Genomic DNA, 25,138 nt, shown 5'->3' on the forward strand with positions numbered 1-25,138 from the left:
GGCAGGATGGACGGGTGCGTCGCCTCACCGAAGCGGATATCGCCGTCCGCGCCGACGATCTGTCCGTCGCTCGTGGTGGCGCACGCGTGGTCGAGGGGGTGTCGATCACTCTGCCCCGCAGAGGCGTACTCGCCGTCATGGGCCCCACCGGTGCCGGCAAGTCGACGCTCGCGGCCTTCCTCGCTGGTCGCACCGAAGACGGCCTGAGCGCCGCGGGCGGCTCAGCCACCGTCGAGGGCATCGACGCGCGCCATCCCGGCCGCGCACGCCGTCAGCTCACGTATGTGGTGGGCTACATGCCGCAGCGCGCCGGCGCCGATCTGCCCTCGCGGCTGACCGTGTCGGAGGTGATCGCCGAGCCGATCACGAGTCGCGACCGACGCGTCAACGGGCGTGCGCTTGCCGTGCGCGTGGCGACGCTCCTGGACGAGATGCAGCTGCCCCTGGGCGCCGCGGCGAAGTACCCGTACGAGTTGAGCGCCGGCATGCGCCAGCGTGTCGCTCTGGCGCGTGCCCTCGTGCTCGAGCCGCGGCTGCTGGTCGCCGACGACCCCTACGCGAACCTCGACATCGAGGTGCGCACGGCGGCGCGGGACGCGATTCTCCGCCGCCGCGACGATCACGGGATGGCCGCGCTGATGGTCACCAACGATGCGGATGCGGCGCGCGAACTGGACGCCGACGTGCTGGTGCTGCGCGGCGGGCACCCCGTCGCGTACGGGCACGGGGCCGACGCGCTCCTGTGGACCCCCGACGGCACCGACGCGCAACGCGCGGCGGTGCGCTGAGTTCGGAACTGGCGCGATGCTTTGCTAGCATGGTGGGGTTGCGCGCACGACGCGGAGCATATTCCTCGGTAGCTCAATTGGCAGAGCAATCGGCTGTTAACCGATAGGTTCTTGGTTCGAGTCCAAGCCGGGGAGCGGATCGGGAGCCCCACCATCGTGTGGGGCTTCTCCCGTTTCCAGCCACTTGCGCGGAACTCCCGTGGCCATCTGCCACAGGTTGAGTTCCTTGACGCCCGGAGTCTTCACGCCTGCCTCGATGTAAGAGATGGTGCGCCGGCTAATGCCTGTGCGCTCGGCCATCTGAGCTTGCGTCAGATCGACCGACTCGCGTGCCTTCCTGAACCGGTCGGAGACATCCCACTGAGGGATGCGACCGGGGATCATGTGCAGTGACATGCGCGCAAGGTTACACACAAGGTAGAAGGTTGCGCAAGGTTGCACGGCGCGTGAGATTGCGCGTCGTGCGCATTTGTGCAACCCTGCACGTATGGCAGACCCGATCACCTCTCGCGACGTAGCGAAGATCACCGGCGCAACACAGTCCACCGTAAACCGCTGGGTCAAGGCCGGGCTACTGAAACCGATCTTCGAGATGCCCGGATACCGCGGCGCGCGCTTGTTCGACCCTGACGACGTGCAGCAGCTCGCACGGGAGCGGGCCAATGCATGAGCACGTATTCGACCCGACCAGCGGGTGGTGCGCGTTCTGCACCGTCCGCGACGACGGCCGGCACCTCTGGCACGGCGCACCCGTCCGACCGACACAACTCCAGCAGGAGGAACAGCATGCCTGACCTGGACATCGAGCGCATCGCCACATCGAACGTCCTGTTCGAGATGGCCGACCGCTTCGCCACCGAATCCACACTGTGGGCCGAACGTGACGCAGTGCGCAACCTCACCCGCACCGCTCGGCACCTCTCGCAGCTCGCACGGCAGACGCTCACGGGCGGGGATCCCGACATCGCCACCGCGTACGCCGACGCCGCCGACCTGCTCATCCGCAACATCGAGGGTGCGCGCCGGTTCCTGCACTGCCTCGACACACCGCCCATCGTTCGGAGGCCGCAGTGATCTATCCCGACTACATCTCGCCCGATGTCGCCTTCGTCCTCGGGCTCGGCCTCGCCGTCGTCTGGGCGGGCCTGGAGCGGCGTGCCGTCGTCGCCGCTCGACGCACGGCCCGCTACTGGTCGCTCGACTGCCGAGACGGCCAGCACCGGGCCTGCTCGACATGCAACTGCAGGTGCCACGGTGACCGCTAAGCATCGCGATCCGGAGTACCGGAAGAACGCGCGCATAGTCCGTCAGCAGGTCACCCGTGCCCGTGCCCTCGGTAACGAGGTCGTCTGTGGGCGGTGCGGCATGCCGATCGATCCCGAGCAGAGCTACGACGTGGGCCACATCGACGCCCTCGGCGGGCACGGGCGCGAGAACCTCGCACCGGAGCACCGATACAAGTCGGGCCGGTGTCAGGGCAACCGTGCGCACGGTGGGCGGCTCGGGCAAGCACGTCAGTCGGCACGCCTCGCACAGTCGAAGGGGTTGCTTCCGTGGTGATGATCGTATGAGCCTTGAAGCATATATCTGGGCCGCTAACCTCCCGCTCACGCGCTGCAACGGCACACCGTTCCGCGTGCTCCTCCAGCTCGCCGACCGCGCCGACAAGCTCGGTTACGGCGCATACCCGAACGTGTCCACCATCGCCGACACACTCGAATGCTCCGAGCGCACCGTGCAGCGCGCGCTCCGTGAGCTGCGCATCGCGGGCCTCATCCGTGAGGGCGATCAGCGCTACGTCGAGCACCTCGATCCGCGCTACCGCCCGACCGTGTACGACGTGCTCACCACGGCCCTCGTGATGACTGAATCTAGGGGTGACAGGTGTGTCACCCCTAGCCGATCCAGGGGTGACAGATCCGGGCGTCCAGGGGTGACAACTGCTGTCGCACATAGAACCGTCCAAGAACCTACCTACCAAGACACTCCTAGAAATCTCTACTTGGTAACCGCGCGAGAAAGCGAAGAACGATGAATGAATCTATGACCGAACGGCAGGCAGCGGCGTGGCCTGGTGCGGTCGCTGAGGCGCAGTTGTACGTCGAGACGAGCACTGTCCCGCTGGACCTGGATGACCATTACTGGCGCGTGCGCTGGGACGACGAGATCCGGCCGGGTCGAGGTCGGACGATGTGGGCAACGTGGAGCGATGGCGAGTACTTCATCGAGATCTGGATGGACGTCTACGGGAGCCCGCGTGTTGCAGTCGCCTCGCTCATCTGGATGCACAACGGAAGCGACGAGGAATGCGACTGCGAGCCGTGTGTCGATGAGCGTGAGTCGGACTCGCAGTGAGCCTCCCTCTCTTCGACATGGACGCGGCGTGGATCGTCGGGCGCTGCGCTGTCGTGGCCGGCTACTACGAGTGCTCGCTTCCTGCCGATCACGACGGCGAGCACCGGGGGCACGTGAGCCACGATCTCACCCGCGCTTACGTCGTGATCGAGCCGGTTTTTTTTGGTGCGGCGCTCGCACCCCCGCCTACGGCTCTACAGCGACATCCCCCCCTGAACCCGTGACCATCCGCCGCTATCTGGAAACGTGACCATGACACCGATTAGCCCCACCCTCGATGACCTGCTCCGCGAGGAGAACTGGCTCGAATGGCGTGCGCACGCCGAGGCGGTGCCCGCCGTTCGGCTCACCGAGATGGTGACCACCGACCAGTCGCGCGCCGAGTTCGTGGAGGGCGCGCGCCTGCTGCGCCTCGACCAGAAGGTGCGGGCCGGCGACGGCGGCACCGGCCCGTCGCCCGAGCAGCTCCTCATCGCCGACGTGCTCAACGCCGGCCGGTTCATCACGGCCATCTGTGACCCCCGCCGCTCCACGAAGACCACGAGCGTGCAAGCCGTGGTGCTCGGCCGGTGCACGCTGCGCGAGGACTACCAGGTGGGCTGGACGATGTGCACGACCGGCGCGAAGGCGTCCGAGCGGTTCCGCAAGGACATCGTGGCGCCCATCATGCGGCTGTACCCGAACCCCAAGGACATGCCGTTCTCGATCAACCTCGGCAAGGGCTCCGAGGCGATCTCGTGGCCCAACGGCTCGTTCTTCAACGTGTACTCGCCCAACGGCGACGGCTTCCGCTCGGGCGGCTTCGACATGGGCGTGGCCGACGAGGGCGGCGAGGCCGACGTGGAGCTCTCCGACGACATCACCGTGGCCGTGCTCCCGACGATGGACACCAAGCCTGGCGCGCAGTTCGTCATCCCCGGCACCGCCGCGAAGTTCCGCGACGGCAACCTGCTGTGGGACAACCTGAACGACCCCGACGCCGGGGTGGTGTGGCGCGGCATCCCCGAGTCCACCGACCCCGAGGAGCTGGAGGACTGGGAGTCGAGCGAGGACCACCCTCGCGCCCGCATGCGCGAGCTGATCGAGCGGGCGCACCCCGGCGTCGGCTGGACCACGCCCATCGAGGCCGTCGAGCGCAACTTCCGCAAGTTCGGGCGCACGCAGTTCCTCGCCGAGTACGGCGGCATGTTCGGCAGCGAGGGCGTCTCGACGGGCCTGATCTCGGCCGCGCTGCGCGAGCGCGCCGCGCTGTCGGTCAAGATGCCGCCCGCTCCCGAGAACTTCACGCTCGCGATCTCGGTGCACCCTGACGGCCTGTGGGCCTCGGTGGGCGTGGCGTGGCGCTACGAGGAGCAGGAGGATCTCGCGTCGACCGCCTGGAAGCTCGACGGGCAGCGCGACGACGCCCGCCCGCCTCGCACCGCCATCGGCCTGCTGCACCATCAGTCGGGCGTGCAGGGCTTCGCGATGAAGGTGCTCACCCTCGCGCGCAAGTACCGCGTCCCGGTGATCTTCGACCAGCTCTCGCAGGCCGTGGGCGTCGAGGTGGAGACGCTCTCGCGCGCCACCCCCCGGCCCGCGCTCACGCCGGCCACCACGAGCGACGTTCGCCGAGCTGCGACGAAGACGCTCCAGGGCTTCGAGCAGGGCTCGCTCGTGTACTTCCGCGAGCAGGGACCGCTAGAGAACGCGCTGGAGTACGCCGTCAAGCGTCCCATCGGGACGGCGGGCGGCTTCGGCTTCGGACGCCGGAAGGACCACTACGAGGACGACATCACGCCCGTCGAGGCGTGCTCGCTCGCGCTGCACTTCCTGGACTCCACGACGACGAAGATCAGCCCTCGGGACGCATTCCAGTTCGAGTGACGCCCCGGCGTGTCGTTGCGCGTAGATGCGCAAATGCGCAATGATGCACACGTGGGAATCTTCGGGCGGCGGATCGCCGACGCATACAAGCCGGCACCGTCCGTCCCCATCGCCGTTGCCTCGCCGTGGCAGCCGACCGATGTGATGACACAGATCACGGTCGACCAGCTCATCGCCTCCGAGATGCGAGAGACGGGGCTCGTGCCGGTCACCCGCGACACGGCCCTGCGCGTCCCGGCGATCAAGCGTGCGCACGGCATCCACTGCACACTCTTCGCGCAGACTCCCTTCCGGCTGACCGATGCGAAGGGTGTCCCCACGGATGACCAGCCGGAATGGCTGGGCAACTCGCGCAGCGGCGTCTCGCCCTATCACCGAAAGTACGGCATCGCCTCCGATCTGTTCTTCAACGGGTGGGCCGCGGTCGGTTTCACCAGCGACATGTCCGATGCGCTGCACATTCCCTTCGGCGCCTGGAGCGCGAGCGCGGACGGACGCACCATCGAAGTCGAGAACGGGATCGTTCCCCCGGCGTACCGCGCTCGCGTCGTGGCGATCCCGCTGGGCTACGGCGAGAACGGGCTCTTGATCGATGGCGTGGACACCGTGCGTCAGGCGCGGCTCATCGAGAACGCCTACATGGACCGTCTGGAGAACCCTGTACCCCTGACGTTCCTCGGCATCCCGAAGGATGTGTGGGAGAGCTGGTCCCCCGAGGAGCGCAAGGAGTACCGGGACCAGTACGTCGAAGGACGGAAAGCCGCTAACGGCTCGGTCGCGCTAAAGGTTGCCGAGTTCCCGGTCGAGTTCCCCGGCATGAACGGCGAAGTGGACCTGTTCGAGTCGGGCCGGAACGCTGTACGCCTCGACATCGCGAACCACACCGGCACCGAAGCGGGACTGCTCGAAGGCATGAAGCAGGGCGGCAGCGGCGGTTCCGAGATCAGCTACAGCGGCGTAGCCAACGGCGTCAGCCGCAATGAGTTCTGGGACTACAGCGCGGCTAAGCGATTCGTTCTCGCGTTCGAGGCGCGCATGAGCCTCGATGACGTGAGCCCTGCCGACCACGCCATCCGTGGCGATCTCACCAGCTACATCACCAGCCCCACACCGACCAGCAACCCCGCGAGCGAGGCCTGACCAATGGATGCAGTCATCATCGACGCCGGAACACTTGAGTTCTCGGAGGAGGATCTCACCGCGACCGGACTCCTCGTCCCCTACGGGGTCAAGGCGCGGTCCAACCTCGGTGAGTTCGAGGTGACACCCGGCGCGTTCGAGATCCCCGAGGACGTACTGGGGAGCGCGCTCAACGTCGAGCACAAGCGCGAGGAGGTCGTCGGTGGGCTGTCCCGTGTCTGGGAGCAGCCAGATGCCGGTCTGTTCGCATCGTTCAAGTTCCGCAACGACGACCGCGGCCGCAAGGCCTTCGAGGACGCCCGCAACGGCAAGCGCAAGAACCTGTCGGTCGAAGCTGCCGAGGTCAAGATCAGCGGAGGGCGCGCCATCTCCGGCCGCGTCTTCGGAGCCGCCCTCGTAGAGCGGCCGGCCTTCGCAGGCGCAACGCTCCTCGCCGCCGAGGACACCGAAGCTGTGCAGCTCGATTCCACCCTCGGGCCAGACGAGGACGGTCACCTGTCGGTGCTCTCCACCTCGCTCCCGGTCGACATCACCGTGAGCACGCCCGAAGGCGAGCAAGCGACCTACGCCCCCGAAGCCACCCCGGCAGAGGACAACCAAGAAGGAGGGTCCATTGTGACCGCAACCGCAATCGAGCCGGGGCAGTCTCCGGCCGCCACCCCTGCCGTTCCGAGCACCCTGCTCGCGTCGGCGCCCACCACCCCCGTGGATGGGATCACGAAGGCCTACGAGCTGGGCACGATCTTCGCCGCCATGGCGACCTTGAAGACCCCCGGCTCGCTCGACGGTGACTACGCCGCCGCGCAGACGCTCCTCGCGGAGCTGGCCGACATCAAGGTCAACGCCACGGGCGGACTCACCACCCCCGCGAGCGGTGTCATCCAGCCCGCATGGGTGGGCAAGGTCTGGCAGGGCAAGAAGTACGAGCGGCGGTTCATCGACCTCGCCACGCACCTCTACGGAGGCATCAACGTCTCCGGTCGCAAGGGCTTCAAGATCGACCAGGGCACCGCCCTCGTGCAGCGTTGGGGCGGCAACAAGTCCAACATGCCGACCGGCACCGCGAGCACGTCGACTATCGCCGCCACCCGCCGCGCCTACGGCTACGCCGCCGACATCGCACGGGAGTTCTGGGACCTCGAAGGCGGACAGGAGGTCATCGAAGCATTCATCCAGGGCGTCGTCGACTCCTACGCCAAGATCACCGACCTCGACGCCCTGACCGACATCATCGGCCTCGGCTCCGGATCGGTCAACGCCAACGGCGTCATCAGCGCGGACGGATCGCGCATCCTCGAAGCCGACACGGAGGACTACCCCGAGGAGTACTCCACCGCAATGGGCATGGTGATCGACGGCATCGACGCCGTCACCGACGCTGACGACGACCCCGGATTCGTGCTCGTCAACCGGGCCGCGTGGCGTCAGCTGCGCTTTACCCCGAAGGACCAGGTGCCCGAGTACGTTTCCTTCGCCGTCAAGGGCACCGGAGACGCGACCGCTGACACGGTGGTCGTCAAGCGTGCGCCCGACGCGGCGTTCGACGCGGCCGGCTTCGACAACACCGCCCCGGCTGTGGTCAGCTCCGCGAAGACCGCCATCGAGTTCCGCGAGCAGGGCGAAACGCCCATCCGCCTCGACGCGCTCGACATCGCACGCGGCGGCATCGACAAGGCCATCGTCGGGTACCTGGAGACGTTCCCGGTCCGCCCCGAGGCCGTCATCGCCTTCGGCACCCCCAAGGCCGCTGGCTGACCGGCACGGGGGCGTAGGAAATGGAGTGGTACAGCGTCAAAGACGAGGCCGAGCAGACTCGGCTCCTCGCGGCGTGGCCTGACGCGCCACTGACGAACCTGGAGGCGTGCGGCATGCTCCTCGATGTCGCCCGTGAGCAGGTTCTCGCCTACGCTCCCGCCCCCACCGGTGGCGTGGTGGTCGAGGACGGGTATATCACCCCCGCGACCACCACGCCGACCCGGTACGTGTACGCGCAGCTCCAGCAGGCCATCAACCTCTGGAATGCCGGCCGCGTGTCCTCGACCGGCGACATCGGCGGCGAGGGTTTCAGCTTCACCCCGCGCCCGCTCGATAAGACCATCAAGGGCATCATCCGCCCGGTGGACGGTAAGCCTCATGTCCTCTAGCCGCGAGCGTCTCGCCGCGCTCATCGAGCCGATGCTCCCCGAGGCGTGGCGGGGGCGCATCGAGAAGTACACCGTCCGCAACATCGGCACCCTCTCGCAGCCTGCCGTGTTCATCGACTACACGACCATGAGCCACGAGCAGATGCCCGCAGGCGCACTCATCGACGGGCACGAGATCGCGCTTGTGTCCCACCTCACCGACTATGCGAAGGCCGAAGACGACCTCGACCCCACCGCCCGCACCCTCGTCCGAGGGCTCGACACGTCGGTCGAGGTCGCGTGGTCGCGCGCCGAGAAGCGCGGCGTCGGCGACTACCTCGCGTGGATCATCACCGTCCAACTCATCAGCACCGAAGAACAGGAGTAGCCATCATGGCGAAGATCGCAGCCAAGCCCGTGCTTTTCAAGGCCCCCGTATCGGTGGGTGACGACGAGTACACCGCCCACCTCAATCAGGCGCAGTTCGAGCCGACGCAGCCGACCTCGACGTGGACCGACCTCGACGGCAAGTCGACCAACTTCGGCGGTGACTCCTCGTGGACGCTACAGCTCGCGGGCGCGCAGGACTGGGAGACGGTCAACAGCCTGTCGCACTTCCTGATCGAGCACGAGGGCGAGGAGATCGAGGTCACCATCGACGTGCCCGGTGGCACGTGGGCCGGCACGGTCATCGCCGCCGCTGTCACCATCGGCGGCACCATCAACACCCCCGCCGCGTTCTCGAAGACGCTCCAGGTCAACGGCAAGCCCGAATTCACGCCCGGCGCCTGACATGCGCATCTCACTCCTCATCGACTCCCCGCTGGCCGTGCTCATGCACGCCATGCGGGGGCTCGATGCGGACGTGCGCAAGCAGATCGCGCAGCACACCAAGGGCAACGCAGAGCCGATCTGGAAGGACACCACCCGCGAGCAGGCGGGCACCCGCCTCCAGTCCCGTCTCGCGCAGTCCGCTCGTGTCGGTGTGACGCAGCAGAACGTGTTCCTCCGGGCCGGTGCGGTCGGTCGGCTGTCGTCGGGCACGGCGATCTCGGACCTCGCGCAGGCCATCGAGTGGGGCGCGAACCCCGGTAAGACGGTCACGACGCGCAGCCGCAAGGGCACCGCCTACAAGCGGCGTCTCGGCCCGACGTTCGGCGCACCCCGGCGCAGCGGCCACGTGGCCCACCCCGCCGCGAAGGTCAGCGTCTCCCGCATCGCGTCCCTGTGGGTGCAGACGGCCTATCGCACCATCCACGAAGCCATCGAGAAGGTCTGACATGGCCCGCAACCCCATCGAGATCCCCATCGCCTCGGAGACTCGCGCCTTCAAGCAGGGCGTCGAGTCGGGCATCATCGACCCCCTCGAAGATGCCGAGAAGGCGCTGGAGGAGCTGGGCCGCTCCCGTGGCCCCGAGCAGCTCGAACGCGACATGAAGGACGCGCAGCGGCAGACGGAGAAGCTCGCCGACGAGACGAAGGACACCGCGCGCACCATCGAGCGGGAGTTCCGCGACGGCTACCGGTCGGCTAAGAGGTCCGCCGACGACGGCCTCGACGGCATGAACGACAAGGCCCGTGAGGTCGGCGACGAGCTGAAACAGAACCTCGGTGAGACGTTCTCCTCGTTCCGTGGCGACCTCGAAGACCTCCCGCAGATCGCGCAGGACACCCTCGGTGGGCTCGCCGGGTCCGGTGCCCTCGGCGGCATCCCCGGACTCGTGGCGACCGCAGCGGGCGCGGCCGGTATCGGTCTCCTGATCGGCGCGTTCGAGCGTCTCGGCGACGAGCAGGAGCTGAACGAGCAGAAGATTGCCGACTGGGCGTCGGTCTACATCGACTCGTTCGGTGGCGTCGTCTCGGCCGCGCAGGTCACCGGCAGCGTGATCGCGATGAGCACCGACCCCGAGCGGTACAAGGTCGCCGCGCAGAACGCGAAGGACTGGGGGGTAGACGAGGGAACCGCCCTCCGCGCGATGGCCGGCGACAGTGCCGCCCTCGCCGCCGTCCGGGAGACGCTGAACACCCGTCAGGAGGAGGCCAACCGTCTCCTCGCCGAGCAGGAGACGCAGGTCGACTCCAACGCCGGGAAGGCGTACGACCTCGCCGATGCCGTCGAGCGCGGCGCAGCCGCCTACGAGGCACTCACCGGGGAGATGTCGGCGGGCCAGGAGCGCGCACGGGCAGTCTCCGACGCGCTGCGCGGCGTCGTCCGCGATGCGGGCGAGGCGTCCCTGGAGGTCGATGAGCTGGGGAACGAGCTGTACACCCTGCCCGACAACACACAGATCCTCATCGACGCGAAGACGGGCCAGGCAACGCAGAACATCCAGGGTTTCAAGGGCGATCTCGACGGCATCCCTGAGACGGTCAACACCCGCGTCAAGGTCGATGTCGACTCGTCCGCGTGGGACAACTGGTCCCCGAAGATGAAGCGCGCACTCATCTCCTACACCGCCATCGCCGCCGACAAGAGGCAGTTGCTCCCATGAGTGTCACCATCACCGCGCAGGACGGCACCGGAGACTCGTTCTCCCCGGCCGTGGTCACCGGCTACGCCCGCCCCTCGGAGTCGGGCAACGTCGTGCACGAGCTGATCGACGGATCGATCGCAGTAACCCTCGTCGGCGACCGCCCCGCCGCGGGCACGGTCGGCATGGCGTTCGGATCGGACATCGACGCCGAGGCGGCACGCGAGATGCTGCGCCGGCCGACGACGTTCGCGCTGCTCGATGAGGAGCGGCCCGCGCTGAACATGACGTTCATCCGGTACGGGCAGCTCGGCGTCGCCATCCATGACGCCGTGCGGCACGTGTGGACGTTCGATGTCGGGTATCAGGAGATCCTGACGTGAGCACGCCCGTCCTGACTCCTGACGCGAGCGTGCTCCTCGACGGGGCGCAGCTCACCCCGGCGCGGGGGAGCACCCTCACCCTCGACCGTGGGGCGGTGCCGTACGCCTCCGCATCCGTCGTGCTCCCGCTCCTGCCTGCCGACATCCTCGGCTCGCTCGATCCCCGCAGCGGCGTCCGGTGCCCGCTGACGTTCGGCGGGCGCGCGTTCGATCTCGGCCTCCGGCAGCGCACCGTCGACCACCGAGCGAAGACCGTCACCCTCACCCTCGCGAGCGACGAGGCGATCCTCATCAAGTACAAGCCGCTCACCGAGGACGCCACCCCCTTCACCCTCGCGCACAGCATCCGGGCCATCGTGCAGCACGTGCTCGCGCAGGCCGTCCCCGATGCCGTTCTCGCACCCGGTCCCGACGCCGACGTGACGCCACGGTGGCCGGCGACCAACCTGCTCCGTAACCCTGCCCTCGCGGGGAACGTGAACAACTGGACCGCGGGCGGCGGATGCACGATCTCCTACGTCGCGCAGGGCAGCAGTGGCTACGTGCGCGCGGCGATGACCGGCGCCAACGGGGCCGTATTCATGGTCGACACGACGAAGTACGACCTCAACGCGAGCCCCGAGGCCACCTACAACGCCTCCGTGAAGGCCCGGTGTGAGGTGCCCTACCGGGCCGGTGAGACGGCCCGCCTCGTCCTCCGGTTCCTGGACAACAACAACGCTCCGATCAACAGCGTCTTCGGTCCGCCCGTGCAGATGCAGTCTGGCGAATATCGCACCCTCACCGTCAGCGCCCGCGCCCCCGCGAACGCCGCGAAGGTCGCCCCCTACATCAGCATCAACGGCTCGACCTTGGGCCGCGTGATCGTCCTCGACGCTGGCCTGCTCTATGAGGGTGACCCGCGCTTCCCGGTGGAGCCCTTCACGGGCGGGGATCTCGGCGACGACGAGTACACCTACGCATTCGAGGGCGATCCCGACGACTCTCCCAGCGTGCGCACACCGGTCGGCGACCCCGGCGACCCGTATGCGTTCGTGTGGGATGCGGGGGAGTCCGGTTGGGACTTCCTGCTCCCGCTCGTGACGAGCGTCGGCATGGTGCTGTGGTGCGACGAGGCGCGGCTATGGCACCTGGACCTCCCCGAGGCGCGCAGCATCCCCGATCAGATCAACGTCGCCGCCTCCACCGCCTCCGAGGGTGAGGACACTCTCACCGCCGACGATGAGAACGTGTGGGTGACGGGCATCATCGTCATGTTCAAGTGGACCCGTAACGGCACCTCGTACGAGAGGGCCGATGTCGCCGGCACGCCGGGGAGCGTCCGGACGGTGGAGCTGAACCGGCCGTACGTGCCGGGGATCGCGCAGGCCATGCTGTTCCGTCTCGTGGGCACCGGGCGCACTCAGAGCGTCCGCGTCCTGGCCCGCTCCACGGCGACACCGGGGATGGTGGCGCAGATCAGCCTCCCCGGCGCACCCGACACCCTCGGGCAGGTCGCGGCCGTCCGGTGGGATCTCGCAGAGATGCTCATGGATCTCGAAACGACCGGGCTTATCGACATCGCCCCCGGTGACTGGCTGGACATGAACGGCACCACCGATTGGGCGGATGTCGACCCGGATCTCGATTGGGAGGACGCCTGACATGGCGAACATCGGAGACGAAGCACAGGCCGCGGGCATGGATCTCGTGCCCGCCACCAGCCCCGAGCCCGGTGGGCCGGGGAAGGTGCAGCAGGGCAACGTGCAGATGAACAAGACGCGCGACTACATCGCGCAGTTCTTCCAGGCCGCGAAGGCCTACGTCGACTCGGCGCTCTCGACGGTCTCGGTGCCGTGGTCGCGGGTGACCGGCAGGCCGACGATCACCACCGCCGCGACCGCCAACACCGTCGTGCAGCGCGACGGCTCGGGCGGCATCGTCGGGCGCACGTTCTGGTCGGAGACGCAGGGCACCGGGGCCGGCCACCTGACCCGCAAGGACTACGTCGACTCCGTCGCGGGCGGCGTGAAGCCCGGACAGGATGTCACGTTCGGGCAGGTCTACCTCCCCTCCAGCTATGCCGCATCCAGCGGCTACACCGTCGCCTACATCAACGCAGACGGCCGGATCGCGCGGGGTGCCTCGTCGGAGCGCTACAAGAAGCACATCTCCGCGGTCGACCCCGACGACCTCGGCGACATCTGGCCCGTGTTCCATCGGTTCCAGATGCGCGCTGACGGCAACGTGCCCGACGACCACACGTGGCGTTACGGATACATCGCCGAGCAGCTCGCCGAGCACCCCGATCAGGCCGCGTTCGCCGTCGTCATCGACGGGCAGGTGGAGTCCATCGACTTCATCGGGCTCCTGCTCTCGCAGGTCGCGCAGCTGCACAAGCGCGTGGCCGACCTCGAAGGGGGCCAGGCATGAGCGCCCGCGTGCTGGCCTACTACGACGACCGCTACGTCACCGGGCAGTACGGGGAACCTCGCCCCAACGGCCGCATTCACGAGGGCACCGACCTCTCCCACAGCACCCGCCCGGGCACCGCACCTGTCGTCGCGCTCCTCGACGGGCGCGTGACGGCCGTGTGGCGCCCGAGCAGCGGGCACGGCTACGGCCACCGCATCGACACTGAGACGCAGTGGGGACAGGTGTCCTACGCCCACTTGCACGCCGCGTCGCCGTACCGAGTCGGCTCCACCATCGCGCAGGGCGCAACGGTGGGCCTGGAGGGCACGAGCGGCTGGACCTCGGGACCGTGCTGTCACGTCGAGCATGCCGTGAACGGCCGCAAACGGGACGCCCGCCCGCTCATCCGCGACGTGCGCACCTACCTCACCGCCGCAGCTCTCGCCAACAGCGGCACCTCAACCCCCATCGTCGTACCCACCACCACACAGCAGGAGGAACCCGTGAACTACATCCGTATCAAGGGCAAGGTCGGCGCGCGGCGCGGCGGCACGTTCGCCGTCTTCTCGGACGGGAAGGGCGGCTATGACGCCGTATTCGTCGGCGGCGGTGGACCGTCCAACCTCGGCACCGTGTCGGAGGAGGCGCAGATCGAGGCGCTACAGAAGAAAATCCGCGGGCTCGCATGAGCGCAGTCGGGGAGCCGAGCGAGCTCACGTACATCCGCGAGGACATCGCGGAGCTTCGCGAGGACATCCGCGAGCTGCGCCGTACGGTCACCGACTCCCACGACAACAAGGTCAGCCACCGCGAATGGGCGCAACGCAACGATCACGTCAACGGCCGCTTGCAGGGGCTCGGCCGGGAGATCGGGGATCTCCGCGCCGAGTTGCGCGCGAAGTCCGCGCCGTGGTGGTCGGTGTGCGCCGTGATCGTCGCCGGCCTCTCGTTCGCATGGTCCGTCATCAAGCCCTTCTGAAAGGAACCCTCATGGACAACAACCTCACGCCCAACGTCGTCGTCGCGAACCCGACCGTTCGCCGGGTCGCGCAGGTCGCCATCGGCGCGGCCGATGTCGCCCTCGGCGCGGCGCTCGTGTTCGACGGCGCGACACCGGCCGTCGACTGGTCGACCTGGACCGGTCCCACAGCGGCCGTGCTCATCTTCCTCTCCGGTGTCTTCGGCCTCGCCGTCGTGACCCCGAACATCCCGAAGGGCTCCGCGAATGGCTGACTTCCCCGACATCCCGGCCGGGATGGCTATCCCGCTCGTGGACGCCGGGAGCAAACTGTTCCCGCCGCCCACGATGGACGCGCTCGCGCGCCTGTTCAAGGTGCCCGTTGACGAGCTGGCCGACATCATCGCCGAGCAGGGCACCGACCTCGGCGAGGTGCTGGAGACGCTACAGACGCGCCTCTCGGAACAGGAGCTTTCACGCACGATTGCGGGTGTCGTGGCTCAGGAGGCACCAGCCGTCGTGGCTCCTGCCGTGGACGCCGCCACGTCGCTCGACAAGCTTCGCGGCTTCTACCGAGCGAACGCGAGTGCACTTCGCCGCACTCGCGCCAACCTGGCGCGTGCGGCGGCTGGGCAGGGGTGGTGTCGTCTGGCATTCCTCGGCGACTCGACCGTCGCGGGTTTCGGGGCGACGCCCGTAACGTCCTGGCCGGTGCAACTGCGAGACGCTCTCAACGCCATCGGGTTCCCTGCAAACGGCACCGGATTCGACCCCATGAACAAGCAGTTGGCTGACGCCCGGTGGACCCTCACCGACTGGTCGGCCTTCGCGGGCACGCAGTCGTCGGCGTACACCACGAGCACCACCACGCCCGCTGTCTTCGTGAGCGACAAGACCGGCACCCGCGTGGACGTGTACTACCTCAACACGGGCGGCGCCTTCTCTGTGACGATCGACGGTGGCACGCCTGAGACCGTGACGCCCACCACGGGGAACAGCGTGGGCGTCTACAGCAAGACCGGGCTGGCGAACACGACCCATACCGTCTCGCTAGCCAAGGCGGCCACGCTTAACCCACAGGTGCTCGGCATTGAGGTGTACAACACGTCGAGCCCCACTGGCGTCCGTATCGCCAACGTCGGGGTGTCGGGCAGCAAGAGCGCGGAGATCAATCAGACCGACTGGTTCAAGCACATTCGCTTCGTCCGGGATACATGGCAGGCGGACTGCATTTTCGTCCTATGCGAAACGAACGACGCCTTCGCGGGCATCGCTCCGGCGACATACAAAGCGAACATCCAGGCGATCATCACGGCGTGCAAGTCGGGGAACCACGATGTGGTTCTGTTGACGGCGTTTCCCGCCTCGTCGGTGCCGTCGTTCACCGCCTATACGCAGGCGCTCTACGAGCTTGCTCTGTCGAACAACGTTCCACTCATCGACCTCCTCGAACGGTTCGGGGATTGGAACACCGCGAACATCTACGGGCAGATGACGGACGCAGCACACCCGAACCGCATCGGCTACCGAGCGGGGGCGCAGGCGGTTGTGTCGTTGCTGACTAGCTAGTTGTAGTAGTCGGCGGTTACCTGATCGTCGCACTCCGGGCGTCCGCAGGAGCCGATCGGCTGGTGCGGGCAGTGGAGATCCATATCGTCGCGTGCGACCTGTACGGCCGCCCACGCGTTGATCCGGTCCCAGAGCTTCATGCGGCCGATTGTACGCAGTCGACTTCATTGCGGCACACTGAGGCCCATGAAACCGGAAGCGGCGATAAACAGTGCATGGGAGCTTCTCGCTACCGCGAAACATGGGCTCTCGGACATGCGGAGCAGCGACGGGTCTCGGCGGTTGGCTGGCTACCGGAGCGCTGTGGTGTTCGGTAGAGCGGTGACCAATGCCTTGGAGAACATGAGGAGCGATGTACCCGACTTCAATTCGTGGTACGAGCCGCGGACCGCTGCACTTGGTGAAGACCCGCGCTTCCGACGCCTATATAAGGTGCGAACCGAGATACTGCATAAAGCGCAGGTGAGTCCGACCGCCTCGCTCTACATCGAGCATCTCAACTTCGCCGATTTGGCTAGGCTGCAGACCAATCCGCCGCCGGGAGCCACCGGATTCTTCATGGGTGACTCCAGCGGCGGATCGGGGTGGACGGTCGACCTCGGTGACGGGAGAACCGAACGCTATTACGTCGAGCTGCCTCGGGACATGCGCGTGGACATTCGGATGGAGGTCGCGGATGGTGAAGCAGTCGACGTTGTGAGCGCTTACCTGGATGCGCTAGAGCAATTCATTCGGGACGCGTACCGCCAGTTTGTCTGCACCGCCTGATCCCAGCACATCACCACACTATGCTCGCGCCATGACCGAAGCGACCAATGGCCAGAAGACCATCGCCCACACCCTCCTGAACCTCCAGACCGCCTACAGCAGCACCTTCGGCAGCGACGTGCCGGACGACGAAAAGAACGCGCAGCTCAACGACATCGCCGGAAAGTATGCCGACGCACTGGTTCAGTTCCTCAGCACCCCCAACGGTGGGACTCACGTCCTGTCCTAACCGTGAGACCTGACAGGCCCTCGCTTGCTCAGATTGTTCCTGTCACGTAGCCCCCTGCCACGAGATGGCAGGGGCTACGCTCATGCGCATGGACGCTCAACTCCTCGGACTCGTCGTTGGCTGGCTGATCGGTGCAGCTCTCACCCTGGCGGCGCTGTACTACGTCGTGCGGGCCGCGATCCTCTCCGCGCTCCGTGAGCACACCATGAGCAGCACGACGGCCGTGTCGGTGACCTCGGCGGTGCCGTTGCGGATCTCAGGCGGCGAGACGGTCGCGGCGGGGGATGACGGTCGCGGCGGCGAGGCGTCGGCGGCTGGCAGCGTCCAGGTGTAGGTAGCGCTGCGTCGTCGCGAGCGAGGCGTGCCCGAGCATCTCCTGCACGCCGCGCAGGTCGCCGGTGGCGTTGTAGGCGGCGGTCGCCCCGGCGTGGCGCAGGCTGTGCGGATTCCAGCCGGTCACCCTCGTGATGATCTTGTTGACGCTCATGGGGTGCATGTGCTCGCGGGTGAGGCCGGGGAAGTAGTAGCCGCGTCCCTGCGCAAGCTCCAGTCGGCGCAGCGCGAGCAGGAGCGGCTCGTTCGCGCACACCATCCGTTCCTTGTCGCCCTTCCCGAGGATGCGCAGCATGTCCCCGGCGCGGTCGTCGGTGTGCAGCCGGGTCACTTCGGTCAGGCGTAGGCAGGCGTACCGGGCGAGGAGGATCATCGCCCGGTGCTGGGGGTTGGCGCGCTCGATGGCGCGCTGTATCTCGTCGTCGGGCGCGATCCTCGGGACGCGGACGGGCACGCGGATGGTGCGGATCTCTCCGGTTGGATCATCGGCCCGCATCCCGCGCTTGTGCGCCCATCCGAAGAAGACACGCCAGCTCGCGAGCTGAGACTTCCGCGTCTCGGGTGAGAGTTCGCGACGCGCGGCGAGCACCTCGTGCAGATCGTCCGCAGTCACCGTCATCAGATCGAACCGGGACGCGAGATCGCGGATGTGTCGCATCCGTAGGCCGATGGTCGAGTCCTGCCGATCCGACGCCATCAGCCACCTCTCATACAGGGGGAGATATGAGTCAGCGTTCATAACATACCCATAGCAGACTCATCGGATTGTCGCCGCGTGTCTTACGCGACGAGCTGCAAACCGATAGGTTCTTGGTTCGAGTCCAAGCCGGGGAGCGAGAGTACCGCGTCATCTAACGCGGCTCTCACCTAAGGCCCGGGCTTCCACCCCGGGCCTTTCCCTTTGTCTGCTCCTGCACGCGACGCGAGCGACGACATCGGGAAGCGGTTCTCGCGTGTCCGGCCGCCGCAGTGCACGGGTGCCGGGTAGCCTCGGATCCAGCGGAAGGAGCGGGGCGGATGGGGGAGCGCAGGATGCGGACGAAGGGTCAGCGCGTACCGCGCCACGGACACGCGTTCGTCACGGTCACCGCACGCGACGCGAACGGCTTCCTGCACCACTTCGACGAGATCGAGGCCCCCGTGGGGGCCCTCCACGAAGCCCTCGCCATCCTTCAGCTGAAGTCGACGGCCATGGAAGACGCGCACCGCGAGGCCCACTCGGCCTGACGGTGCGCGCCCGCGTCACGCGGCGCGGCGCAGCGGCGCGTATTCCTCCGGTCGGGCGGCGCTCTCATCGGCGGGGTGCTCCACGAGCGCGATCACCCGGTTCGCCATGAATCGGGCCGTGCGCACCGGTGTGCCCGAGCGGGTCACCTCGGAGACCTCCACCAGACCCCGGCCGTGGGTCACGTCCAGCCGACGGCCTGCACGGCTGGCTTCGATGTCATACGTGCGAGCGACACCACCGCCCGCGTCGACCACGATCTCTACTCGATCACCTTTCATACCTTCTCCTCCGCTGGGCACAACACTCCAGGTCAGCGCGTTATTCCGGGGCGCTGCGGAGCGGGCTGGCATCCAGTTCGCGCAGCAGGCCCGCGACGTCGTCGTACACGGCGACCGCGCCGGCCGCGCGGAGCTCGTCCCGCCCGGTCCCACCGCTGAGCACGCCGACGCACGGGACGCCGGCGCGCGCCGCTGCCTGCACATCCCACACCGCGTCACCGGCCATGACGGCGCGGTCGGGGCTCACGCCCGCGCGCTCGACGGCGACGGTGAGGATGTCGGGATCGGGCTTCGCGGTCTCGGCATCCTGAGCCGAGGTGACGACGTCCAGCGTGTCGCCCATGTCGAGCACCTCCAGCAGCATCTCGAGCTCCTCCGGCGGGGCGGAGGTCGCCAGGACGATGGTGTGCCCGCGATCGGCGAGGACCTGCAGAAGCTCCCGTGCGCCGGCGAAAACGCGCAGGCGCTCGGACATGCCCGCGTACAACCGCGCGTGCGCCTTCTTCGCGACCGGTCCGGCCGAGTCGGCGGCGTCGCCGAGGAGCTCGTCCAGCAGCTTGCCGGAGTCCATCCCGATGGCGCGGTGGATCCGCCATGTGTCGACAGGGGTGCCCGCCTCGGCGAACGCGCGGGACCACGCATCCACGTGGAGGTAGTTCGAATCCACGAGAGTCCCGTCGATGTCGAACAGCACGGCCAGGGGCGTCGAACGATCGGATGCTTCCATGCCCCCACTCAAGCGCATGGCTTCCGGCGCACGTACGGGGTGGCGAGCTCCGGCGGGATGTGCCAGGTGGCGCGGGGTCAGGCGTCCAGGTCGTCCACGCCCGGGAGCCACGCGTTGCCGGGGCGCCCCCATCCGCGCTTGCGGGCGATCTTCTGCGTCGTCTTCCAGTCGCTGTCATCCAGGCGGTCGATGTAGAGCACGCCGTCGAGGTGATCGAATTCGTGCTGCATGATCCGTGCGCGCCAGCCCGACACCTGGATGCGCACAGCCTCGCCGTCGAGGTCGGTGCCGGTGACCACGACCTCTTCCGAACGGCGGAGGGGGAATCGCTCGCCCGGGAACGACAAGCATCCTTCCGACTCGTCGTCGGGGTCGGGGGCGCCGGGTTCGAGCGGACGCATCCACAGCTCGGGGTTGATGATCACACCGCGCCAGGGTGCGCCCTCGTCGTCGGCGTAGCTGTATACGTACAGCCGCAGTCCCACACCCACCTGCGGCGCGGCGAGGCCCACGCCGGGCGCGGCATCCATCGTCTCGAACATGTCGGCGACGAGCCGGCGGATGTCGTCGGTGATCTCGGTCACAGGGTCGGCGGGAGCGTGCAGGACGGGATCGCCCATGATGCGAATCGGGAGAACGGCCACGCCTTGAGCCTATCGAGCGGCTCGGGCGGATAGTGTCGAGGGGTGATTGGCGTCGACCTCTCGCTGGGGGATGTCACCGACGAACTCGTCGGCATCTTCCGCGACCCCGGGATCCTGCTCGGGATCCCCTTGGCGTTGCTGGGTGCGATCTTCATGTCCTTCGGCGCGCAGTATCAGCACCGCGGCGTGGCGAAGGTGGAGCGGCTCTCCGGCAAGGCCGGCACCTCAGGCCTGAACGGCGGGCAGCTCCTCGGGCTGCTTCGCCGGCCCTCGTGGGTCATGGGCACCGTCATGCTGGGGCTCGCGATCGTGTGCCAGCTGGGCGCGCTGTCGGTGGCGCCGCTGATCCTCGTGCAGCCCCTGGGTGCCGTCGCGCTCGTCGTGACAACCCTGCTGAACGCCCGCCTGTCGGGGCACAAGCCCACGCGTCAGTCGATCATCGCCATCGTCGCGTGCATCGGCGGCATCCTCACCTTCGTCACGATCGCCGCCTTCTTCGCCACCGAGCATCAGGTCGGTTCCCGTGAACTGGTGATCATCCTGGCGATCCTGGCCGTGGTCATCGTGGTCTTCGCGGTGCTGTGGCTGTGGCTGCGCAAGCGGATGCGCGCGCTGTTCTACATCACCGCGGCCGGTGTCATCTACGGCTTCGTCGCCACGCTCGCCAAGGTCGTGATCAGCCGCATCCAGAGCGGCGACTTCGAGTGGCTCACGCTGCTGTGCGTCGTGGCGCTGCTGGCCGCCGTCGCCATCGGCGCGTACTTCGTGCAGACGGCGTACTCGGTCGGGCCGCCCGACCTCGTGATCGCCGGGCTCACCGTCATCGATCCGCTCGTGGCGGTGCTGATCGGACTGCTCGTGCTGGGGGAGGCCTCGACCGCGCCGGTGTGGGCGCTGGTGGGCTTCGCCATCGCCGGCGCCGTGGCGATGTGGGGAGTCATCCAGCTCACGCGGCATCACCCGCAGATCGTGAGCGACTCCCAAGAGCTCCCCATCCCGCGCGGCCGGAGCAGCAAGAAGCCTCGCCGAGACTGATCACCGCCCCCCTCCGTCCGGGCCGGTAGGCTCGGAGGATCAGGGGGCGGTGGCCAAGCTGGTCAAGGCAGCGGGCTCATAACCCGACGATCGTGGGTTCAAGTCCCACCCGCCCTACCGGATCTGTTCGACCCGCATCTGTTCGACCCGCATTGTGAAGTGCAGGATGGCCGCGGCCAGCGCATCGGGTGCCTCCTGCGCCACGAGGTGTCCGACGCCAGGGATATGGACCGAGGTGACTTCGCCCGCGGTCACCTGGCGGAAGGTCTTCGCGGTGAACGGGGCGTTCGCGCCGTCGACGGCGAGGACGGGCACTGTGATCGGGTGGGCCTCGGCGAGAGCCCTGGTCTCGCCCTTGTCGAGAAAGAGCTGGTGATAGAGGCCCTCCGTACCGCGCCACGCGCCGGGGCGGGAGTAGGTGCGGATGAACTCGTCGAGGTCGCTCTCCGAGACGGCCCCGGGTGTGCCGTTCATGCGGGCATACGCCCAGCCCGCGATGAGGTCCCGCTCATGACCGGGAATCAACATGCTCGCGATCCCCGGCGTGCCGAGGAAGCCGACATGCCACGAACCGAAGCCGTTGACGTCGGCGAGGGCTTCGAGTCCGTAGCCCATCAGCGTGCTCTCGATGGCGATGAGGCTCCGCACGTCGGCGGGGTGGGTTGCGGCGAAGCGAAAGACCGTGCCGCCGCTGATGTCCTGCCCGAGGACGTGCACCGGGCCCGCGCCGAGGTGCGCCACCAGCTGGTGCAGGTCTTCGGCGGAGACGGCTTCTCCGTACTCCGTCTCCCCGGCCCCGGAGTCTCCAAAGCCGCGCAGGTCGATGGCGAACACGCGGTGCGTGCGTGCGAGCAGGGGGATGAGCGTGCGGAACGCCCACCAGGTTTCCGGCCAGCCGTGCACGAGGAGGATGGGTGAACCGCTGTCGCCCGCGGTCACGTAGTGCAGCTCAGTGCCGTTGATGGCCGCCAGGTGGTGGGTGACGCCGGTGATCGTGGCTCCGGCGGGCGCGATGATCGTCATGATGCTCCTTAATGGACAACGTTGTTGTCTTCATAGTAGACAACCCGGTTGTCTTCGGGGATATTCCGTACGCTGGGTGGATGTCCAGGTCCGGCGCCGAACTCGCCCTGCTCCTCCTCGGCGGTTTTCGCACCCTCGCCGCCCAGGCCACGACGGAGCTGGCGGCACGAGGATTCGAAGACGTCCGGCCGCTCCACGACTTCGCTCTGCGGGCGATCATCGCCGGCGCCGACAGCGCCTCCGATCTGGGGCGCGCGACTTCGGTGACGAAGCAGGCGGCGGCCAAGACGATCGCCGTGCTCGAGGAGCGCGGATATGTCACACGCGAGCCCGATCCAGCCGATCGGCGCCGCCTTCGCGTTCGCGTCACCGATCGCGGACTGACCATGCTCCGCGAGGGGGAGCAGATCTTCGACGAGCTCCGGGCACAGTGGGAGGAGCGGGTGGGGGCGGCGTCATTGGCGAGCGTCGTCGAGACCCTCCGCACCCTCGTGGGGGAGCATGTGCCCCGCACGGATTCGCCCGCATGGGACGTCAGCGACCTCGAGGGATAGCCGCTGGGCGGCCCTCACGCAACCATGCGCCTACCCACGCGCGCGCCCTCCGCAGCGTTCCCGGGCGGGCGCGCCGCAGCAGCGTCCTCCGCCCGTGTCAGGGCATCGCGTTGCCGATGTACGAGTACTTCACGAAGACCTCCGACGCGAAGCCGGCTTCTTCGAGCACCCCCTGCACGGCGGCGAGCATGTATCGGGAGTCCCACCCCATGTACAGGAAGTGGGCGTCGTCGAGGGCGTCCCACTGCCCGTTCCACGACTGCGCGTCGTACACGGGGCCGCCGCGGCGGGCGCTGAAATCGATCACCGACTCGCGGGAGTCGGCCCACAGGCGCTTGAAGATGCGGTTGAAGAGGTGCTTGACGTCGTAGACCTCCCAGTGCTCGCCCCGGTATTCGACGTAGTCCCACTCCCGCTGCCAGCCGCGTGGCCATCCACGGCGCTTCCTGGCATCCAGGATGGGGGTGAGGTCGTCGTCGTCGATGGCCACGACAGGCGGCTTCGCCCACAACTGCAGGAACCGCTCGCTCAGCGCGGCGGAGCGGGCGGAGATCGCGGCGGTGCCCCACGCGGGAACGTCGGCGAGTTCGCTGGACAGGTCGATCGAGCTGCGGGCGTACGCGGCATCCCGCTTGTCGGGGAACGACCGGTCGGCGGCGCGCTCGGCGAGCCCCTCCTCGAGCAGGGTCAGATTCCCCAGGGTCTTCGCGAGCGCCCGATGACTGTTCTGCTCGTCCTCGCTGTACTGCGACCACGGCCGCGCCCCGTCGCCCGACCAAGCATCGCCGGGTGCGAGCGGGAAGATGAACTCGACCTCCAGGTCCGCGGGGTCGTGGACGCCGGCGAGGCGGCCCAGGACGTACGCCGGATGCGGCAGATCGCTGTACTTCAGACCCACTCGAACCCGTTCATCCGAAGGGGTGATGCGCGAGATCGCACGCTCCAGCGCGTCGTTGCCGTCCGCCCGGGCCCGGCACAGCCGCGCGACGAGGCGCGCGTTGGTGAGGCCCGAGACGGTGCGCCGCAGGAGCAGGGACTGGACGTAGCGGATGGTGCGGACGAGGTCGGGGGTGGAGAGGGCACCGGCTTCGTGATCGCCGTACGCCTGCATGATGAGCGGGTACATGCCGCGCCCGAACACGTTGAGGTAGTGCAGTTCACGCGCGATGTCGGGATCGGCGGCGTGGGCGGGGTCCAGCAGCACGCGGTAGATCTCGGAGTACGCCTTCCACTCCGCCGCCGCCGCGCGCAGACCCGCGCGCTCCAGCCGCGGGAACTCGGCGCGGAACGCGTCGTACACGCCCCGCTCGCCGATCGTGGTGACTTCGCGCCCTGTCCGCATGACGAGGTAGTGGCGCCAGAACGCGGCGATCGAGTCGCCGGTGTTCTGCTCGATGGGCACCCAGAACTCGTCCTCGATCTCCGTCTGCTCCGCGTGCGTGAGCCCCATCAGGACGTAGTTGTGGATCAGTTCGTGGTCGCGCAGCGGCTCACCGGTGGAGTTGAGGCTCTCGAAGATCTGCTGCGCATTGGCGCCGGCGCCGAGGGTGATCGCGACGTGCTCGAGCTTCTGCAGTCCGCGCCAGATGCGGGGCGCCTCATCCAGGCTCACCTGACTGCGGAAGAACGAGTAGTTGTCGTTGAAGCGCGACTCCCGATCCCCGCCGTCCTCGAGCCGGTCCAGGACGACGGCTTCGAACAGGTCGGCCCAGGCGCGGTGCGGGCGCAGCTTCGTCCGCGCGGGGTCGGCCGCCCGCACCAGCACGCGTTCGAGGTCGGCAGCCAGAGCGGGGTCGGTGCCGCGCACGGTGTGGTGCAGCGCGGCGACCAGCAGCATGAGGGTCGTGATGCGCTGCTGCCCGTCGATCAGAACGAGTTCGGCGGCCCCGTCGGCGCGGTCGCTGTTGGCGGCGGAGAGGATGGAGCCGATGAAGTGCATCGTCCTCTCATCGGCGTCGGCGACGGCACGGATGTCGGCGAGCAGCTGCTCGCATCCGCCGATGTCCCACCGGTACTGCCGCTGGTAGACCGGGACGACGATGTTCGTGCCGGGGGAGGAGAGCCAGCCGACGGTGTTGACCGCGTTCGCATCGACATTCGTGGCGCTGACCATGACCCGTTCGACCTCCACTCGCACGAATGGGCCGCGTGTCGTCCGGATCGGCGCACGGAAGCCCACGCGAGTCTAACCGAGGGGGCCTGAACGAACGGGGAGCGCGATTTTCCCCGGCCCGCCTCCCCGAGGGCTCGCAGAGGCCGCAGGTAGGCTTGC

34 protein-coding genes and 2 tRNA genes are annotated in these 25,138 nt (G+C 67.9%); 29 read left to right on the forward strand and 7 right to left on the reverse strand.

Annotation, left to right across the window (positions count from 1 at the left end):
• Nucleotides 1-14: 14 nt before the first annotated feature.
• The 22 genes from E4V99_RS13930 to E4V99_RS14045 all read left to right on the forward strand — a co-directional run bounded on the left by E4V99_RS13930 (nucleotide 15) and on the right by E4V99_RS14045 (nucleotide 16,047).
• On the forward strand, nucleotides 15-788 hold the full coding sequence (locus tag E4V99_RS13930) for an ATP-binding cassette domain-containing protein (RefSeq protein WP_135066702.1): 774 nt from the start codon (nucleotides 15-17) through the stop codon (nucleotides 786-788).
• 62 nt (nucleotides 789-850) lie between these two features.
• Nucleotides 851-923, forward strand: a tRNA-Asn gene (locus E4V99_RS13935).
• 352 nt (nucleotides 924-1,275) lie between these two features.
• Nucleotides 1,276-1,458 (forward strand): helix-turn-helix domain-containing protein, encoded by a 183-nt coding sequence (locus tag E4V99_RS13945; protein WP_135117608.1) that lies wholly within the window; start codon nucleotides 1,276-1,278, stop codon nucleotides 1,456-1,458.
• Between the two features lie 116 nt (nucleotides 1,459-1,574).
• Entirely contained in the window at nucleotides 1,575-1,862 is a 288-nt protein-coding gene (locus tag E4V99_RS13950; protein ID WP_135117609.1) for a hypothetical protein, read from the forward strand.
• Nucleotides 1,859-2,053 carry a hypothetical protein gene (locus E4V99_RS13955; protein ID WP_135117610.1) on the forward strand — a complete coding sequence of 65 codons (195 nt, stop codon included), beginning with the start codon at nucleotides 1,859-1,861 and terminating at the stop codon, nucleotides 2,051-2,053. Before E4V99_RS13950 ends, E4V99_RS13955 begins: the two co-directional genes overlap by 4 nt.
• Before the next feature lie 100 nt (nucleotides 2,054-2,153).
• Entirely contained in the window at nucleotides 2,154-2,348 is a 195-nt protein-coding gene (locus E4V99_RS13960) for a hypothetical protein (RefSeq protein WP_135117611.1), read from the forward strand.
• A gap of 483 nt (nucleotides 2,349-2,831) precedes the next feature.
• Nucleotides 2,832-3,143, forward strand: coding sequence for a hypothetical protein (locus E4V99_RS13970; RefSeq protein ID WP_135117613.1), 312 nt, complete (start codon nucleotides 2,832-2,834; stop codon nucleotides 3,141-3,143).
• Nucleotides 3,144-3,395: 252 nt separating this feature from the next.
• The gene (locus E4V99_RS13975; protein ID WP_167758132.1) at nucleotides 3,396-5,009 is read left to right on the forward strand and encodes a hypothetical protein; all 1,614 of its coding nucleotides are present in this window, start codon (nucleotides 3,396-3,398) and stop codon (nucleotides 5,007-5,009) included.
• 51 nt (nucleotides 5,010-5,060) lie between these two features.
• Entirely contained in the window at nucleotides 5,061-6,149 is a 1,089-nt protein-coding gene (locus tag E4V99_RS13980; protein ID WP_135117615.1) for a hypothetical protein, read from the forward strand.
• 3 nt (nucleotides 6,150-6,152) lie between these two features.
• Nucleotides 6,153-7,904: a hypothetical protein gene (locus E4V99_RS13985; protein ID WP_135117616.1), complete on the forward strand. Its 1,752-nt coding sequence runs from the start codon at nucleotides 6,153-6,155 to the stop codon at nucleotides 7,902-7,904.
• Between the two features lie 20 nt (nucleotides 7,905-7,924).
• Nucleotides 7,925-8,293: a hypothetical protein gene (locus E4V99_RS13990; protein WP_135117617.1), complete on the forward strand. Its 369-nt coding sequence runs from the start codon at nucleotides 7,925-7,927 to the stop codon at nucleotides 8,291-8,293.
• Nucleotides 8,283-8,660 carry a hypothetical protein gene (locus E4V99_RS13995; RefSeq protein ID WP_135117618.1) on the forward strand — a complete coding sequence of 126 codons (378 nt, stop codon included), beginning with the start codon at nucleotides 8,283-8,285 and terminating at the stop codon, nucleotides 8,658-8,660. The genes E4V99_RS13990 and E4V99_RS13995 overlap by 11 nt, the downstream gene beginning before the upstream one ends.
• A 5-nt stretch (nucleotides 8,661-8,665) precedes the next feature.
• Nucleotides 8,666-9,064 carry a hypothetical protein gene (locus E4V99_RS14000; protein ID WP_135117619.1) on the forward strand — a complete coding sequence of 133 codons (399 nt, stop codon included), beginning with the start codon at nucleotides 8,666-8,668 and terminating at the stop codon, nucleotides 9,062-9,064.
• A 1-nt stretch (nucleotide 9,065) separates the two neighbouring features.
• On the forward strand, nucleotides 9,066-9,551 hold the full coding sequence (locus E4V99_RS14005) for a hypothetical protein (protein ID WP_135117620.1): 486 nt from the start codon (nucleotides 9,066-9,068) through the stop codon (nucleotides 9,549-9,551).
• Between the two features lies 1 nt (nucleotide 9,552).
• The gene (locus tag E4V99_RS14010; RefSeq protein ID WP_135117621.1) at nucleotides 9,553-10,764 is read left to right on the forward strand and encodes a hypothetical protein; all 1,212 of its coding nucleotides are present in this window, start codon (nucleotides 9,553-9,555) and stop codon (nucleotides 10,762-10,764) included.
• The gene (locus E4V99_RS14015) at nucleotides 10,761-11,126 is read left to right on the forward strand and encodes a hypothetical protein (RefSeq protein WP_135117622.1); all 366 of its coding nucleotides are present in this window, start codon (nucleotides 10,761-10,763) and stop codon (nucleotides 11,124-11,126) included. The genes E4V99_RS14010 and E4V99_RS14015 overlap by 4 nt, the downstream gene beginning before the upstream one ends.
• Entirely contained in the window at nucleotides 11,123-12,769 is a 1,647-nt protein-coding gene (locus E4V99_RS14020) for a hypothetical protein (RefSeq protein ID WP_135117623.1), read from the forward strand. Before E4V99_RS14015 ends, E4V99_RS14020 begins: the two co-directional genes overlap by 4 nt.
• A gap of 1 nt (nucleotide 12,770) precedes the next feature.
• Complete coding sequence (locus E4V99_RS14025) at nucleotides 12,771-13,538, forward strand: tail fiber domain-containing protein (RefSeq protein WP_135117624.1); 768 nt, start codon at nucleotides 12,771-12,773, stop codon at nucleotides 13,536-13,538.
• The gene (locus tag E4V99_RS14030) at nucleotides 13,535-14,209 is read left to right on the forward strand and encodes a peptidoglycan DD-metalloendopeptidase family protein (RefSeq protein WP_135117625.1); all 675 of its coding nucleotides are present in this window, start codon (nucleotides 13,535-13,537) and stop codon (nucleotides 14,207-14,209) included. Before E4V99_RS14025 ends, E4V99_RS14030 begins: the two co-directional genes overlap by 4 nt.
• The gene (locus tag E4V99_RS14035; RefSeq protein ID WP_135117626.1) at nucleotides 14,206-14,499 is read left to right on the forward strand and encodes a hypothetical protein; all 294 of its coding nucleotides are present in this window, start codon (nucleotides 14,206-14,208) and stop codon (nucleotides 14,497-14,499) included. The genes E4V99_RS14030 and E4V99_RS14035 overlap by 4 nt, the downstream gene beginning before the upstream one ends.
• Nucleotides 14,500-14,510: 11 nt before the next feature.
• Nucleotides 14,511-14,753, forward strand: a complete 243-nt coding sequence (locus E4V99_RS14040) for a hypothetical protein (protein WP_135117627.1) — start codon at nucleotides 14,511-14,513, stop codon at nucleotides 14,751-14,753.
• On the forward strand, nucleotides 14,746-16,047 hold the full coding sequence (locus tag E4V99_RS14045; RefSeq protein ID WP_135117628.1) for an SGNH/GDSL hydrolase family protein: 1,302 nt from the start codon (nucleotides 14,746-14,748) through the stop codon (nucleotides 16,045-16,047). The genes E4V99_RS14040 and E4V99_RS14045 overlap by 8 nt, the downstream gene beginning before the upstream one ends.
• On the opposite strand, the gene E4V99_RS18505 is transcribed toward E4V99_RS14045, so the two are convergent.
• Nucleotides 16,044-16,187, reverse strand: coding sequence for a hypothetical protein (locus E4V99_RS18505; protein ID WP_167758133.1), 144 nt, complete (start codon nucleotides 16,185-16,187; stop codon nucleotides 16,044-16,046). The genes E4V99_RS14045 and E4V99_RS18505 overlap by 4 nt on opposite strands.
• A gap of 46 nt (nucleotides 16,188-16,233) precedes the next feature.
• Here E4V99_RS18505 and E4V99_RS14050 point away from each other — a divergent pair, with 46 nt between their 5' ends.
• The 3 genes from E4V99_RS14050 to E4V99_RS14060 all read left to right on the forward strand — a co-directional run bounded on the left by E4V99_RS14050 (nucleotide 16,234) and on the right by E4V99_RS14060 (nucleotide 17,378).
• Nucleotides 16,234-16,815: a hypothetical protein gene (locus E4V99_RS14050; protein WP_135117629.1), complete on the forward strand. Its 582-nt coding sequence runs from the start codon at nucleotides 16,234-16,236 to the stop codon at nucleotides 16,813-16,815.
• A gap of 31 nt (nucleotides 16,816-16,846) precedes the next feature.
• Nucleotides 16,847-17,044, forward strand: coding sequence for a hypothetical protein (locus E4V99_RS14055; protein ID WP_135117630.1), 198 nt, complete (start codon nucleotides 16,847-16,849; stop codon nucleotides 17,042-17,044).
• Between the two features lie 88 nt (nucleotides 17,045-17,132).
• On the forward strand, nucleotides 17,133-17,378 hold the full coding sequence (locus tag E4V99_RS14060) for a hypothetical protein (RefSeq protein ID WP_135117631.1): 246 nt from the start codon (nucleotides 17,133-17,135) through the stop codon (nucleotides 17,376-17,378).
• On the opposite strand, the gene E4V99_RS14065 is transcribed toward E4V99_RS14060, so the two are convergent.
• A complete protein-coding gene (locus tag E4V99_RS14065; RefSeq protein WP_209305633.1) occupies nucleotides 17,301-18,074 on the reverse strand; it encodes a tyrosine-type recombinase/integrase in 774 nt (257 codons plus the stop codon). The two genes, E4V99_RS14060 and E4V99_RS14065, sit on opposite strands and share 78 nt — an antisense overlap.
• A gap of 335 nt (nucleotides 18,075-18,409) precedes the next feature.
• On the opposite strand from E4V99_RS14065, the gene E4V99_RS14070 reads away from it, so the two are divergent.
• A complete protein-coding gene (locus tag E4V99_RS14070; protein WP_135066699.1) occupies nucleotides 18,410-18,604 on the forward strand; it encodes a hypothetical protein in 195 nt (64 codons plus the stop codon).
• A 15-nt stretch (nucleotides 18,605-18,619) separates the two neighbouring features.
• On the opposite strand, the gene E4V99_RS14075 is transcribed toward E4V99_RS14070, so the two are convergent.
• From E4V99_RS14075 to def, 3 genes are all read right to left on the reverse strand, one after another.
• Nucleotides 18,620-18,883, reverse strand: coding sequence for a hypothetical protein (locus E4V99_RS14075; RefSeq protein ID WP_135066696.1), 264 nt, complete (start codon nucleotides 18,881-18,883; stop codon nucleotides 18,620-18,622).
• Nucleotides 18,884-18,923: 40 nt separating this feature from the next.
• Nucleotides 18,924-19,610 carry an HAD family hydrolase gene (locus E4V99_RS14080; RefSeq protein WP_135117634.1) on the reverse strand — a complete coding sequence of 229 codons (687 nt, stop codon included), beginning with the start codon at nucleotides 19,608-19,610 and terminating at the stop codon, nucleotides 18,924-18,926.
• Between the two features lie 77 nt (nucleotides 19,611-19,687).
• Nucleotides 19,688-20,254, reverse strand: coding sequence for a peptide deformylase (gene def, locus E4V99_RS14085; protein ID WP_135066690.1), 567 nt, complete (start codon nucleotides 20,252-20,254; stop codon nucleotides 19,688-19,690).
• Nucleotides 20,255-20,296: 42 nt separating this feature from the next.
• Between def and E4V99_RS14090 the strand changes: the two genes are divergently transcribed.
• Both E4V99_RS14090 and E4V99_RS14095 read left to right on the forward strand, forming a co-directional pair.
• On the forward strand, nucleotides 20,297-21,289 hold the full coding sequence (locus E4V99_RS14090; protein WP_135066687.1) for a DMT family transporter: 993 nt from the start codon (nucleotides 20,297-20,299) through the stop codon (nucleotides 21,287-21,289).
• Nucleotides 21,290-21,332: 43 nt separating this feature from the next.
• Nucleotides 21,333-21,406: transfer RNA gene (locus E4V99_RS14095), tRNA-Ile, on the forward strand.
• Here E4V99_RS14095 and E4V99_RS14100 read toward each other — a convergent pair.
• Nucleotides 21,404-22,312 (reverse strand): alpha/beta hydrolase, encoded by a 909-nt coding sequence (locus E4V99_RS14100; RefSeq protein ID WP_135117635.1) that lies wholly within the window; start codon nucleotides 22,310-22,312, stop codon nucleotides 21,404-21,406. The genes E4V99_RS14095 and E4V99_RS14100 overlap by 3 nt on opposite strands.
• 80 nt (nucleotides 22,313-22,392) lie before the next feature.
• On the opposite strand from E4V99_RS14100, the gene E4V99_RS14105 reads away from it, so the two are divergent.
• Nucleotides 22,393-22,866: a MarR family transcriptional regulator gene (locus E4V99_RS14105; RefSeq protein ID WP_135117636.1), complete on the forward strand. Its 474-nt coding sequence runs from the start codon at nucleotides 22,393-22,395 to the stop codon at nucleotides 22,864-22,866.
• 97 nt (nucleotides 22,867-22,963) lie between these two features.
• On the opposite strand, the gene E4V99_RS14110 is transcribed toward E4V99_RS14105, so the two are convergent.
• Complete coding sequence (locus E4V99_RS14110; RefSeq protein ID WP_135117637.1) at nucleotides 22,964-24,979, reverse strand: DUF262 domain-containing protein; 2,016 nt, start codon at nucleotides 24,977-24,979, stop codon at nucleotides 22,964-22,966.
• Nucleotides 24,980-25,138: the final 159 nt, after the last annotated feature.

It is taken from the genome of Microbacterium sp. dk485 (assembly GCF_004570445.1).
Lineage (GTDB): Bacteria > Actinomycetota > Actinomycetes > Actinomycetales > Microbacteriaceae > Microbacterium > Microbacterium wangchenii.

What these genes read in the sequence shown, in the direction of transcription:
- E4V99_RS13945 (WP_135117608.1), top strand. Translation starts at nt 1,276, where the DNA reads ATGGCAGACCCGATCACCTCTCGCGACGTAGCGAAGATCACCGGCGCA.
- E4V99_RS13950 (WP_135117609.1), top strand. Translation starts at nt 1,575, where the DNA reads ATGCCTGACCTGGACATCGAGCGCATCGCCACATCGAACGTCCTGTTC.
- E4V99_RS13960 (WP_135117611.1), top strand. Translation starts at nt 2,154, where the DNA reads ATGCCGATCGATCCCGAGCAGAGCTACGACGTGGGCCACATCGACGCC.
- E4V99_RS13970 (WP_135117613.1), top strand. Translation starts at nt 2,832, where the DNA reads ATGACCGAACGGCAGGCAGCGGCGTGGCCTGGTGCGGTCGCTGAGGCG.
- E4V99_RS13975 (WP_167758132.1), top strand. Translation starts at nt 3,396, where the DNA reads ATGACACCGATTAGCCCCACCCTCGATGACCTGCTCCGCGAGGAGAAC.
- E4V99_RS13985 (WP_135117616.1), top strand. Translation starts at nt 6,153, where the DNA reads ATGGATGCAGTCATCATCGACGCCGGAACACTTGAGTTCTCGGAGGAG.
- E4V99_RS13990 (WP_135117617.1), top strand. Translation starts at nt 7,925, where the DNA reads ATGGAGTGGTACAGCGTCAAAGACGAGGCCGAGCAGACTCGGCTCCTC.
- E4V99_RS13995 (WP_135117618.1), top strand. Translation starts at nt 8,283, where the DNA reads ATGTCCTCTAGCCGCGAGCGTCTCGCCGCGCTCATCGAGCCGATGCTC.
- E4V99_RS14000 (WP_135117619.1), top strand. Translation starts at nt 8,666, where the DNA reads ATGGCGAAGATCGCAGCCAAGCCCGTGCTTTTCAAGGCCCCCGTATCG.
- E4V99_RS14005 (WP_135117620.1), top strand. Translation starts at nt 9,066, where the DNA reads ATGCGCATCTCACTCCTCATCGACTCCCCGCTGGCCGTGCTCATGCAC.
- E4V99_RS14010 (WP_135117621.1), top strand. Translation starts at nt 9,553, where the DNA reads ATGGCCCGCAACCCCATCGAGATCCCCATCGCCTCGGAGACTCGCGCC.
- E4V99_RS14015 (WP_135117622.1), top strand. Translation starts at nt 10,761, where the DNA reads ATGAGTGTCACCATCACCGCGCAGGACGGCACCGGAGACTCGTTCTCC.
- E4V99_RS14025 (WP_135117624.1), top strand. Translation starts at nt 12,771, where the DNA reads ATGGCGAACATCGGAGACGAAGCACAGGCCGCGGGCATGGATCTCGTG.
- E4V99_RS14030 (WP_135117625.1), top strand. Translation starts at nt 13,535, where the DNA reads ATGAGCGCCCGCGTGCTGGCCTACTACGACGACCGCTACGTCACCGGG.
- E4V99_RS14035 (WP_135117626.1), top strand. Translation starts at nt 14,206, where the DNA reads ATGAGCGCAGTCGGGGAGCCGAGCGAGCTCACGTACATCCGCGAGGAC.
- E4V99_RS14040 (WP_135117627.1), top strand. Translation starts at nt 14,511, where the DNA reads ATGGACAACAACCTCACGCCCAACGTCGTCGTCGCGAACCCGACCGTT.
- E4V99_RS14045 (WP_135117628.1), top strand. Translation starts at nt 14,746, where the DNA reads ATGGCTGACTTCCCCGACATCCCGGCCGGGATGGCTATCCCGCTCGTG.
- E4V99_RS18505 (WP_167758133.1), bottom strand. Translation starts at nt 16,187, where the DNA reads ATGAAGCTCTGGGACCGGATCAACGCGTGGGCGGCCGTACAGGTCGCA.
- E4V99_RS14050 (WP_135117629.1), top strand. Translation starts at nt 16,234, where the DNA reads ATGAAACCGGAAGCGGCGATAAACAGTGCATGGGAGCTTCTCGCTACC.
- E4V99_RS14055 (WP_135117630.1), top strand. Translation starts at nt 16,847, where the DNA reads ATGACCGAAGCGACCAATGGCCAGAAGACCATCGCCCACACCCTCCTG.
- E4V99_RS14060 (WP_135117631.1), top strand. Translation starts at nt 17,133, where the DNA reads ATGGACGCTCAACTCCTCGGACTCGTCGTTGGCTGGCTGATCGGTGCA.
- E4V99_RS14065 (WP_209305633.1), bottom strand. Translation starts at nt 18,074, where the DNA reads ATGGCGTCGGATCGGCAGGACTCGACCATCGGCCTACGGATGCGACAC.
- E4V99_RS14070 (WP_135066699.1), top strand. Translation starts at nt 18,410, where the DNA reads ATGCGGACGAAGGGTCAGCGCGTACCGCGCCACGGACACGCGTTCGTC.
- E4V99_RS14075 (WP_135066696.1), bottom strand. Translation starts at nt 18,883, where the DNA reads ATGAAAGGTGATCGAGTAGAGATCGTGGTCGACGCGGGCGGTGGTGTC.
- E4V99_RS14080 (WP_135117634.1), bottom strand. Translation starts at nt 19,610, where the DNA reads ATGGAAGCATCCGATCGTTCGACGCCCCTGGCCGTGCTGTTCGACATC.
- E4V99_RS14100 (WP_135117635.1), bottom strand. Translation starts at nt 22,312, where the DNA reads ATGACGATCATCGCGCCCGCCGGAGCCACGATCACCGGCGTCACCCAC.
- E4V99_RS14105 (WP_135117636.1), top strand. Translation starts at nt 22,393, where the DNA reads ATGTCCAGGTCCGGCGCCGAACTCGCCCTGCTCCTCCTCGGCGGTTTT.
- E4V99_RS14110 (WP_135117637.1), bottom strand. Translation starts at nt 24,979, where the DNA reads ATGGTCAGCGCCACGAATGTCGATGCGAACGCGGTCAACACCGTCGGC.